At 28.3% G+C, this 12,123-nt stretch carries 11 protein-coding genes; 9 read left to right on the top strand and 2 right to left on the bottom strand.

Annotated features, from left to right (window positions below; all coding sequences use genetic code 11):
- Positions 1-506 precede the first annotated feature (506 nt).
- From PZA12_RS22490 to PZA12_RS22460, 7 genes are all read left to right on the top strand, one after another.
- Entirely contained in the window at positions 507-827 is a 321-nt protein-coding gene (locus PZA12_RS22490) for a PTS lactose/cellobiose transporter subunit IIA (protein ID WP_012060795.1), read from the top strand.
- 151 nt (positions 828-978) lie between these two features.
- Positions 979-1,290: a PTS sugar transporter subunit IIB gene (locus tag PZA12_RS22485; protein WP_012060794.1), complete on the top strand. Its 312-nt coding sequence runs from the start codon at positions 979-981 to the stop codon at positions 1,288-1,290.
- Between the two features lie 282 nt (positions 1,291-1,572).
- The gene (locus PZA12_RS22480; protein ID WP_078114385.1) at positions 1,573-2,913 is read left to right on the top strand and encodes a PTS sugar transporter subunit IIC; all 1,341 of its coding nucleotides are present in this window, start codon (positions 1,573-1,575) and stop codon (positions 2,911-2,913) included.
- A gap of 256 nt (positions 2,914-3,169) precedes the next feature.
- On the top strand, positions 3,170-3,394 hold the full coding sequence (locus tag PZA12_RS22475) for a hypothetical protein (protein WP_012060792.1): 225 nt from the start codon (positions 3,170-3,172) through the stop codon (positions 3,392-3,394).
- 477 nt (positions 3,395-3,871) lie between these two features.
- Complete coding sequence (locus PZA12_RS22470) at positions 3,872-4,192, top strand: PTS lactose/cellobiose transporter subunit IIA (protein WP_017211270.1); 321 nt, start codon at positions 3,872-3,874, stop codon at positions 4,190-4,192.
- A gap of 80 nt (positions 4,193-4,272) precedes the next feature.
- On the top strand, positions 4,273-4,581 hold the full coding sequence (locus PZA12_RS22465) for a PTS sugar transporter subunit IIB (protein WP_023976460.1): 309 nt from the start codon (positions 4,273-4,275) through the stop codon (positions 4,579-4,581).
- 87 nt (positions 4,582-4,668) lie between these two features.
- Positions 4,669-5,997 carry a PTS sugar transporter subunit IIC gene (locus tag PZA12_RS22460; RefSeq protein ID WP_103699058.1) on the top strand — a complete coding sequence of 443 codons (1,329 nt, stop codon included), beginning with the start codon at positions 4,669-4,671 and terminating at the stop codon, positions 5,995-5,997.
- A gap of 117 nt (positions 5,998-6,114) precedes the next feature.
- On the opposite strand, the gene PZA12_RS22455 is transcribed toward PZA12_RS22460, so the two are convergent.
- Positions 6,115-7,959, bottom strand: a complete 1,845-nt coding sequence (locus PZA12_RS22455) for an MBL fold metallo-hydrolase (protein ID WP_103699057.1) — start codon at positions 7,957-7,959, stop codon at positions 6,115-6,117.
- Between the two features lie 326 nt (positions 7,960-8,285).
- Positions 8,286-9,254 carry a glycosyltransferase family 2 protein gene (locus PZA12_RS22450; protein ID WP_023976457.1) on the bottom strand — a complete coding sequence of 323 codons (969 nt, stop codon included), beginning with the start codon at positions 9,252-9,254 and terminating at the stop codon, positions 8,286-8,288.
- A gap of 211 nt (positions 9,255-9,465) precedes the next feature.
- On the opposite strand from PZA12_RS22450, the gene PZA12_RS22445 reads away from it, so the two are divergent.
- Both PZA12_RS22445 and PZA12_RS22440 read left to right on the top strand, forming a co-directional pair.
- A complete protein-coding gene (locus PZA12_RS22445) occupies positions 9,466-10,314 on the top strand; it encodes a LicD family protein (protein ID WP_077843892.1) in 849 nt (282 codons plus the stop codon).
- 812 nt (positions 10,315-11,126) lie between these two features.
- The gene (locus PZA12_RS22440) at positions 11,127-12,110 is read left to right on the top strand and encodes a glycosyltransferase family 2 protein (RefSeq protein WP_103699056.1); all 984 of its coding nucleotides are present in this window, start codon (positions 11,127-11,129) and stop codon (positions 12,108-12,110) included.
- The last annotated feature ends 13 nt before the right edge of the window (positions 12,111-12,123 follow it).

The following is a 12,123-nucleotide window of genomic DNA, read 5'->3' as shown; positions in this document are numbered from 1 at the left end:
ATTAAGCATTTTCATACACTATGCTGAAAACACTATAGTAAGTAGACTATTATAGTAAAATTATTTATTATCAAACATTGTTTATTTAGTGTTTACATACAGTTTTAAAATTAATCAAACACTATATATAATTATAAAACACTAAGTGTATTAAGTAAACACATATCATAAAATAAATAAAATATATAACTTTTATTATAAAAATGATATAACTTTTGTGTAAAATTATATTGTCTATTTTTATTATAAGTGTTGATATATAGGAACGATCCGATAGTATGTAAAATTTAAACAGCAAAAAAATTAGAAAAAAATTTAAATATTTAATAGTGTTTGGCACAGGTATTGCTATATATATTGGCATGAAGCAATAAAGCATCAAGTAAAACTTTATTCAGTGGGAGTTTAATATATCTTCTGAATTTTAGTTTAACTTATCCAGAAGTATGTAGCCGTTAACTATATTACGGATACTATCTATTGGATAAATTGGAGGAGGAGTACAAATGGATCAATTAGAAATGGCAATAATGAATATTATAATCAATGCAGGAGATTGTAAAAATCATGCTTATATGGCTCTTAGTTTAGTAAACGAAGGTAAGTATGAAGAAGCTGAAAATGAAATGCAACTAGCAAATGATGCGTTAGGAAAAGCGCATGATGCACAAACAGAAATGCTTCAAAAAGAAGCTTCTGGAGAAAAAGTAGAGTTATCAGTTTTATTTGTTCATGCACAAGATCATTTAATGACATCTATATCAGAAAAGAATCTTATTGAACAAATTATAGAATTAAGAAAAATTGTAAACACTTTAGTAAAATAAAAAATTGAAGCTTGGAAAAGTAAATAGACAAGCTATATTTTGTAAATACTATAAAAATAAAATTCGCAAGTAACTTTAAAATTAACACAAAACTATATAAAGGTATAGAACATATTAAAATTTATAAAAGTTAAATCAAGGAGGAAGAAATATGGTTACAATCAAATTATTCTGTGCATCAGGAATGTCAACAAGTGTTTTAGTTAATAAGATGAAGGAGGCAGCTAAAGCTAAAGGTGTTGATGCAGAAATTATAGCATTTCCAGAATCTCAAATGGATAGACATTTAGATAGTATGGATGTTGCATTACTTGGGCCACAAGTAGGATATACTTTAGGAAAAGCAAAGAAACTTTGTGAACCACATGGCATTCCAGTAGAAGTAATACCAATGGTTGATTATGGAATGATGAATGGAGCTAAAGTTTTAGATCTAGCATTAAATCTTGCAAAAAATAAATAATTGAAAAATTAATTATTTTTATAAACTTAACCAATAAGAAATAATTTGCAAAAATAAACAGCATTTGTAGTTTTACATGATTAAGTAAAAATACAAATGCACATATAAAGATATATCTAATCGATTAACTTATATTCATATGTTATATGAGGAAAGAAAACCTTTAACAACAATTATAGGAAAATCAAAATAAATATGTAAGTTTATAAGTAATAATAGCAAATTTTTATTTGTAATTATTCATATTATAATCACAATTTAGTTATAAGGGGGAAATTTATTATGTCACTCAATCAAACACTGAACGAAAAAGTAGTGCCAGCGGTAATGAAATTCGTTAATCTTAAAGGTGTTCAAGCATTAAAAGATGGTATGTTATTTACTTTACCATTAAATATTGTTGGATCTATATTCTTATTAATTGCTTGCTTCCCAGTAAAAGCATTTACAGATGGTATGGCTAGCGCTTTTGGACCAGGTTGGAATGATCCATTATTTAAATTACAGCATTCAACAATGGGTATTATGGCAGTGGTAGCTGTTATAGGTATGACTTATGTATACTGTAAAAATGAAGGTCTTGAACCTTTTTCACCAGCAGTAATTGCTTTAAGTGTATTCTTAACTGTAACAAATGATTTTGTTATGTTTAAAGCTACATCTGATGCAACTCCAATTCAAGTTGGTGGAGTTATTCCACAAGACTGGACTGGTGGATCAGGTATGATTACTGCAATTATTGTAAGTTTAGTTGTTTCATTTGTTTATTGCGCAATGGTAAAGAAAAATATTACAATCAAGATGCCAGAAGGTGTACCTCAAGGTGTTGTTAATGCATTCTCAGCATTAATTCCAGCTACAGTTATATTTATAGGTGCAACTGTTGTATATGCGGTATGTAAGTTTGGATTCAATACTTCTTTTGTAGAAATTATATATAAAGTTGTTCAAACACCATTACAAGCTGCATCAGATTCACTTCCAGGAGCTATACTTATTGCTTTTGCTGTTCCATTCTTATGGTTCTTCGGAATTCATGGAGGTATGACAGTATCAGGTATGGTAGGTGCTTTATTAACTGCTAATACTGCAGCTAATGCTAAATTACAAGAAGCAGGGACTTTAGATCTTGCTCACGGAGCTCATATAGTAACTCAACAATTCTATGATAACTTCATTAACTTAGCAGGTAGTGGTCAAACACTTGGATTTACTATATTATTATTAGTACTTGCAAAATCTGCTCAATATAAACAATTAGGTAGATTAGCACTTCCAGCTAACTTATTTAATATTAATGAACCTGTATTATTTGGTACTCCAGTAGTAATGAACCCAATAATGGGTGTACCATTCATACTTACTCCAGTAGTAAATGCAATATTACTTTATTTTGCAATTGCAACAGGAATACTTGCACCAATGGGTGGAGCATTACCACCTTGGACAGTTCCAGCTGTATTCTCAGGATTAATAATTGGTGGTCCTAGTTATGCTATAGCTCAATTAGTATTCCTACTTGTTGGAATGGCAATATACTTCCCATTCTTTAAGAAAGTTGATGCTATGTCATATGCTGATGAATTAGCAGCACAAAAACACGAAAATAGCGCTCAAGCGTAAATCAAATTAATTAGCCCTATTATTAACAATTTAAAATAAATCTAAAAACTCTAACATTTTTAATTATTGAAATTATGATTTCTGCAGTAGCAGAAACACAATGAGAGAATAATTGAAATGTTAGAGTTTACTCAGTATAACTTTGAAAAATAAATGATATAATATGTTAATAATCAAAGTATAAGAAAGAATTACTAAAAATCAAATTAAGATAAAGTTATTTTTTCAAAAGATTAAATAGGAGTGAGGTAGAAAGATGATATTAATAAACTGTGCATTAAGACAAGACGATATAATAAATATAGTAGAAAATATTGAAGTTGAGAATGAGAAAGTATTTAAATTTGTTAGAAAAGAAGGGATTAAGATACTTTTTGAGTGCAGCCTTAGTGATCAACAAAATGCGGCTGCAATTGCAAAACAATCAATAAAAGATACTGAACTTGGAAAAGTATTATATTTTGGAGTTAGTGTACAATAAAAATTAGATATAGTTTAATTATTTATATTGTAGATAAAAAGCATTTTCTTATAGTTAAGAAGATGCTTTTTATTAGTTCTATATAATTTGCTTAATTTCGAGTTGGTGAAATTATTTTTTGATAATTAAAATAAATTTAGTGATTAAACAGTTCTTGGAAGTGTTCAAACACTAATCACAATTATATACTTTCATCTAAACACTGGACAATGTTACCAAAACTCTAATAAGAATAATCAAACTCTTATATTAGATATTGATTATATTAAGTAAACATATAAAATGTTAATCATAATTTGAATGCATAAAATTTCTTGTAAACGTTTTTGAAAATCTAGGGTTAAGATTAATATAGATAATATTAATATGTTTAAAATAATGTCTACTAAAAAGCAGAATAGTGTTTGGCACAATTTATGCTATGCAATAGGATAAAAGGAAAAATATTCTAAAAGACATTGAATGGGGGAGTGTAGAGTGGAAGAGTTAGAAATGGCAATCATGAACATTATAATAAACGCTGGAGATTGTAAAAATCATGCGTATATGGCACTTAACAATGTAAATGAAGGAAAATACGAAGAAGCTGATAAGGAAATGCAATTAGCAAATGATGCATTAGCAAAAGCACATGATGGGCAAACAATGTTCCTTCATAAAGAAGCAAATGGTGAAAAGATTGACATGTCAGTTTTGTTTGTGCATGCACAAGATCATCTAATGACAGCAATAACAGAGAAAAACTTAATTGAACAAATAATCGAACTAAGAAAAGTGGTAAATACATTGGTTAAATAATTAACAAAGAGATTAAAATTTCATAAGTACATTTATTCAAAGTTTATATAAATAAATTTATATTTCAGGAGGAATGAACCATGGTAATAATTAGATTATTTTGCGCAGCAGGAATGTCAACAAGTCTTTTAGTAAACAAAATGAAGGAGGCAGCTAAGAATAAGGGGATAGATGTAGATATTGAAGCTTTTCCAGAAAGTCAAATGGATAAAAATATAGAGGGAGTTGATGTTGCATTATTGGGTCCGCAAGTTGGATATACATTAAACAAAGCAAAAAGGATATGCGAACCTAAAGGAATACCTGTGGATGTTATACCAATGGTTGACTATGGAATGATGAATGGGCAAAAAGTTTTAGACTTTGCCTTAAAGCTAGCAGGAAAATAGTTAAAAAGTTTTTACAATATCATTTTTTATAAATTATCTAATAGACCTTGTTAATTTATATTTATTAATTTTTAAGGAGGAATTATTATGTCATCATCTGGGACAACTTTAAACGAAAAAGTATTGCCAATAGTTATGAAGTTTGTTGGTTTAAAGGGAGTTGTTGCATTAAAAGACGGTATTTTATTCACTTTACCATTAACTTTGGTAGGATCGGTATTTTTATTGCTAGCGCAATTGCCATACCAACCGTTAAATGATTGGCTAAATGTTACATTAGGTGCAGGATGGACTGACCCGCTGTTTAAAGCAAATGGGGCAACTTTTAACATGATAGCACTTGTTGCAACAATAGGAATAGCATATACTTATGCTAAAAATGAAGGTCATGAACCTTTATCAGCAGGAATAATATCATTTGTAGTATTTATATTAACAACTAGCTCTTCAGTAACTACTAAAAGTGGAGAAACAGTAGGTGATGTCATACCAACAGCATGGTGTGGTGGAAAGGGAATGGTTACAGCAATTATAATAGGATTAATAGTTGGAGCGGTTTATTCATGGTTTATGGCAAATAAGATTACAATAAAGATGCCTGATGGCGTACCACAGGGAGTTGTGAATTCGTTTGCAGCATTAATACCAGCAGCAGTTATAGTGCTTGGAGCAACAATAGTTTATATGATATTTAAATGGGGATTACAAACAACATTTATTGAATGGATATATAAAGTACTTCAAACACCATTACAAGGTATGACAGACTCATTAGGTGGAGTTTTAGTCATGGGATTTTTAATTCCATTCTTATGGTGGTTTGGTGTTCATGGAGCAACAATAGTAAGCGGTGTAATGTCAGGGATATTACAATCAAATACCTTAGATAATGCAGCTATAGTTACAAGTGGAAAAGAATTAACAATACCAAATGGAGCGCATATAGTAACACAGCAATTTCTTGATCAATTTATGACAGTAACAGGATCTGGTATGACAATAGGTTTAGTAATATGTATGTTATTTTTTGCAAAATCAGCACAATGCAAACAACTAGGAAAACTCGCAATAGTACCAGGAATATTTAATATAAATGAACCAATTACATTTGGAACACCAATAGTAATGAATCCATTTATGGCAATTCCATTTATAATTACTCCAATGCTATCAGGCACAATACTTTATTTTGCAATAGCAACAGGAATAGTTCCACCATTTGGTGGGGTAATGGTTCCATGGACAACTCCAGCACCAATATCAGGACTTTTGACAGGTGGAGTTAGAACAGCAATATTACAGTTATTAGTATTAGCAATGTCATTCTTTGTTTACCTTCCATTCTTTAAGAGACAAGATAGTATAAACTTAAAAAATGAATTGGCAGCTCAACATGGTGATAATATTCAGGCATAAGAATTATTAAATATTATTAGTATGACAAGGAAAGATTAAAACTTTAGGTAATTAGAATTTAAGCTTATCATTTGTAAAAAAGTACAAATGATAAGCTTTTTTTAATTTGAGTTAATATTAAGATTTACTAGCTGCTGGTTCTACATTCCAATTATCTTTAGTAGAATATACTGAAATTCCATCAGGATTACTGCTTGTCTCATATATGTTGACACCACATGTAGTTAGAACATTGTAAGATTCATTAGTAGTGCTAATAGATTCTTTAGCTCTAGAAATTATTCCTACAATTGGGTTAACATATCCGATAAATGGATACGATGAAGATGTTGGATTTCCATGATGAGGAACTTTTAATACATCAACTTCTTTTCCATCTAAGGCTTTTCTACTAAGAAAGTCGTTTTCTGCGCCCCATTCAATATCTGCAGCAAATAATTCTTGAAGATCATGATAATTCAAATAAACAAGAGCAGAGTTATTGTTTAGCAATGTATATTCTTGGTAAGGGTTAGCTGCTTCAAAGCTTGGATAATCCTTATCAGCATGAACAAATTGTAAAATATTTTCGCTATCAATATATGATTTTGGTTCAGCTGTAACTAAAGGTACTCCGCTTTTCTTTATAGCATTCATTGTTTCTGTATATACTTCATAATCATATTTCATAATTTCTTTTTCACTGGCACTAGAAGTAGTATCATTTATACTTGTAAAGTCTTTCATTTCAAAGTATTTAGGAACCAATATTTTTCCGACATTAAAGTTTTTTAGCAAATCAATCACTCCACCAATGTGATCTGAGTGAGGATGTGTAAGCACTACGTAATCTACAACTCCTTTTCCATTAGAAATTTTGCTAGTGTTAGATTCAGTAGCTTGTACACTACTACTAGTAGTAGTAGATTTGAAAAAATCTTTTTTTAGGTTTTGACTATTTAAAAAGTCTATTAATGTTTCGCTAGTTGTTGTATCACCAGTATCTATTAAGACAGTTTCTCCACTAGGTAATCTTATAAATGCACAGTCAGCATTGCCTACATTTAAATGGCGTACAAATAAATAGTCTTTATCATCTTTATCTGAACCTTGGTAGTAACCATTTGAATTAAAATCTTCCATAGTTCCGTTTAAATAAAGCTTTCCAATGGCAACAGAACCATCGGATTTTATGTAATATTTGTGATTTCTAGAATTAACCCAAGTATTTACAACCATTATTCCTTTGTCATCAGAATAATATTCTTTATTTTTATAATAATAAAGACCTTTTTGAAGTTGTCCATCATCGTTAAAGAAATACCAATTATTATCTATTAATGTTTTATGAGTAGCCATGTGGCCATATTGATCAAAATAATAAGTATCCCCATTTATTTTTTGCCATCCAGTTTGCATGGCACCATCTTTATCCGTATAGTAGATATTATTATCATAAACCCATCCAGTTTGCATTATTCCATCTTTATTGAAGTAATACCAGGTTCCGTCTATCTCTTTCCAGCCAATTACTACTGAAAAATCACTATCTAGATAATATTTATCATCATAGCTGTTATCTTTAGAGGTTATATCAGGATTAACATCTTTCTCCATGAACCATCCAGTTTTTGCGAGAACTTTATCATTAACTATATAGTATTTTTTAGAATCAATAGTTTTCCATCCATATGGAATAGATACTTCTTCCTGCTTATTCGGTACAGAAGTTGCATTGTTATTATTATCTGTATCTTTTTTTGAATCTTTCTCTGATTCGTTGTTTGAAATGCTTGTACTAATATCTTTGTCAGTATTTTTTGAAGAATCTTCGTTTGTTGAATTATGTAAAGTTGATTCATTTGTTTTTTGAGAAATTTCATTTGTTTGCTGTTCAGCATATACTATTGTTTCTGTAAAAAGATGAAAAGATAAACAGATTAGAAAGAATAGTATAAAACTTTTAAAATATTTTGTCATCATTATCTTTTAACACTCCTTAAATTCAATACAAAATATTATAACACATAATCAAGCAAATTTTAAGCCAAGTCTCGGAATTTATTCCGCATTATGTAAAATTAAGAAAAAATTTTTAGAGGTAATAAAAAAATAACAAGTCAATATGTTAGCTTATTTTACCTAGTGTTTCGCACAGATATTAACCTAGTAGTAACCTAGTAGTTTTCTATGGGATTAATATCATTCAGTGTGTAACACAAAATATACATCGCATTTTGGACTTGTTATTTTTAAAAATATTTATTTACTAAAACAAAATATGAATAAAATAATTCTCTTGTTATTTTTTAACCTCTTAATATTATTTTATATAATTTAGGATTGATTTTAAATATAGAAAATAAAATTATCCAGTGAAGTTGTTTTTTATCGCTTTGAATATAAGATTTATATGTTTCCGATACTTTTTGGTTAATCAAGGTTAAATATTCAGTATTATTTTCAATATTATTAGAACATTCAAAATAACAATTTATAAGCTTAAATAAATACCATTTTAATGTTTTTGAATAGATTTCTTCATTATTTATATTTTTAATGAACTTAACTTTTTCATCGTAAACATCTATTATATCTAACCTTTTTTTATTAAACTTGCTTGTAGTTATACTGTTAGGAGTGATCCTATAATAGTATAAAGGCCTATTAGTATAAGTGATTTTATTAGCTTTATAATATAATTTATATGTAGTGCCTTCATCCTCATGAATTTTGCCTACAGGATAAGAAATATCTTTAAAGAGTTCTCGTTTATAGAGTTTATTCCAAGCTACTACTGTTTGAGTATATAAGCCATTATAGAAGTTATTTAGGCTTTCGATATTATTGTAAGAATTAATAATCTCATTATCTATATGAGGTATTGAGTCATTGCTATTAGCTGTTTTAAAAAAATCGCAACATGAAATATCAGAATTATTTTCCTTTAGCAATTTTAACAAAACTTCATACATAGTTTTATCTAACCAGTCATCGCTGTCTACGAAACCAATATAATTTCCTCTAGCTATCTCAAGGCCAGCATTTCTGGCAGAACTTAGACCATTATTTTTCTTATGTATAACAATTATTCTATCATCCTTTTTAGAGAATTCATCACATATCTTTCCGGAATTATCCAATGAACCATCATCAACTAAAATAATTTCAAGATTTTTTTCAGTTTGATTTAAAATGCTATCTATACATTGAGGTAAATATTTCTCAACATTATAAACAGGCACAATAACACTAATTAAATCTTTAGTATTTTCCATAATATATTCTCCAATCTTTTACTCAGGTTAAAATTTGCTCTATAGATGGTTAAGCTGTAATAAATTATAACATATTAAGGCATAATTTAGAATTAATAATCTGTAGAAGGTATTGTAATAGAAAATTAAAAGTCAATATTTAATATGTATTATTGAGTTTTATGACTACATTGATATAATAAAAGGTAGATATGTATTAAAGGAGAAAAAGATGAACAATAATACTAATTATTCAAATTATGAAGACTTACGGCTAAGAGATGCGCAGCTAATAATGGCAAGCATTTTAAAAGATGTAAAAAAAATTTGTGACAAGCATAATATTAGATATTTTTTAGATGCTGGAACGCTTATAGGAGCGGTAAGACATAAAGGATTTATACCATGGGATGACGATATTGACATTGGAATGCTTAGAGAAGATTATAATAAATTTTTAAGTGTAGTTAAGAATGAACTACCTGATCATTTATTTTTGCAGACTCATGAAAATGATCCTAATTATGATATCTATCAAGTTCCATGCAAAATAAGATATAATAATACACTTTTTATTGAAGATAAGATTGCAGAAAATGAAAAGATGCATAATGGTTTATTTATAGATATTATACCTTATGATAGTCTTCCTAAAAAAAGATGGGTATACAATATTCAAAGAAAAATAAGCAATTTTGTATTAAGAAGTTTCATAAGAATTAGAGAAAAACCTGAAAAGCTTACATTAAAAAATAAAATTACATATTTTATTTATAATATTGTATCAAGTATTTTTACAACAAAAAGAAGACAGAAATTATTTGACTTTTTAGTTAAATGGAATGATAGAAATTCAGAATATATGGGATATGGATTGGATACAGTATGGAGTCAGTACATATATAGAAAAGAAGATTTTTTTGATTTGATAAAGGTTGAATTCGAAGGAGATTATTTTAATGCGCCTAGGAATTATGATGCTGTTTTAACACAATTGTATGGAGATTATATGACACTTCCGAAAGAAGAAGATAGAGTATGGCATGCCAGAATAATAAAAAAGTTAAAAAATACTAAATAGGCATTTTCATTTTAATGGTACAAGAATGTAGCTTTATTTATAGTAGTAAAACTATTTCTCTAAATGAGAGTATTTTTACTTAGCTACAATGAATGAAAATGAAAATTTACTTAAGAAAATGGCTTAATATTGCATATGGGCATCAATACTAGTATAATTCAAGTAGTGTTGAAAAGTTTAAAGTTATTTGACGGTACAGTATTTAAATATAAAGGTAGTTTTATATTTTTAAAATTATAGATAAATCAACTATAATCTATACTTATGAGTATACCTCACCGAAATGAATAATATACTTTTGTTCCAGTTTCTAGGTAATTCTGATGGGGGATTCTAAAGCTATAAAGTTGCATCGAAGGTGCTAGCCTCAAAGAACAAGTGCTCACAGAGAAAGTTCGAAGAACGAAATATAAAATGCTCATAGAGAAAGTTCTGATTCCCAAATGTAAAATTTGGAGCATCACTTTTCGATTCTCACTTTTTGAACTAGCACACTTGGAACAACTTATAGCTAAGAATCACATACATCAAAATTACCAATGAAACATTCCATATTATGAACCTTGTGGTTACAAAAGTATATCACTCATTTCTAGTTGGAATATATTTCATTGGCTAAGTATAGTTTATTATTGGGATATCCACAATTGATGTAAAAAATGATAATTTTAACATATATATTCTTTAAGACAAAAGAATATATATGTTTATAATGTCTATTAGTCCAATATTATAGTAAGTTATGGCATTAGATAGACTGTATGCTGACTTATTGTTTTCTGAATATGATTAAATAAAAGGAGCGAATAGTTTTGGTAAAAGTATCTATCATTACTCCTGTTTATAATGTAGAAGAATGTATTGAAAGAAGTATTAAATCTGTTATGAATCAAACTTGCAAGGATTTTGAACTTTTACTTATAGATGATGGATCAAAGGATAAAAGTATCGATATAGCAAGAGAATTACTTGAGAATTCAAGTATAAATTATAAAATCATAACTCAAAAAAATTCGGGTGTTAGTGCGGCAAGAAACAGAGGAATAAAAGAAGCTAGTGGAGAGTATATAACTTTTTTAGATTCAGATGATTATATTGATCATAAATTTGTTGAGCGTATGTATGAAAAAGCTGAAGAAACTAAGTGTGAGATAGTTTTCTGTGATTATAGTGAGGTTGACGCTAAAGGAGATGTGCTAGTTCAAAATAGAACTAACTATTTAAATGATTTCATTAGCGGAAAAGAAGCTGCTCTTATGCAGTTAAAAGATGATATAACAATAGGAATGAGAAGTGCTATATATAAATCTTCCATTATACAAGATAATAATCTTTTATTTGATACTAAAAGAAAATATGGAGAAGATATGGTCTTTGTTGTAAAGGCACTGCTATATGCAAAAAAAGTTATAAGCGTAAATGAAGTATTGGCTTTTTATGTTATATGGGGAAATTCTGTGACTCAAAATGTATCGCTGAAGCATTTGGATTGTTATTATTCATATATTGACCTATTAAATGATATAAAAGATGATGAAAGCCTAAAGAAAATAAAAAGTTTTTTAGTTGAATTTAAAATACCTTATTCAATATCACATGTTTTTTCAGTATTAGGTAAGGATTCAAATTTCCATGAGGAACTTTTTAAGTTTTTAAATAAGGATGATGTAAGAAAATATTTAAAGAATTATAAAATGCAAAAATTGGATAAGAATAATATTAGATATTCTATTCAATGTAAGGGAATGCTGTCTTGTCCTAAATTATTAATAAAAGTTTTAGATAAAGTAAGATAATACTTTAAATTAG

It is taken from the genome of Clostridium beijerinckii (assembly GCF_036699995.1).
Classification (GTDB): Bacteria; Bacillota; Clostridia; order Clostridiales; family Clostridiaceae; genus Clostridium; species Clostridium helianthi.
The sequence above is the reverse complement of the archived record's forward strand: the minus strand, read 5'-3'. Positions and strand labels throughout refer to the sequence as shown.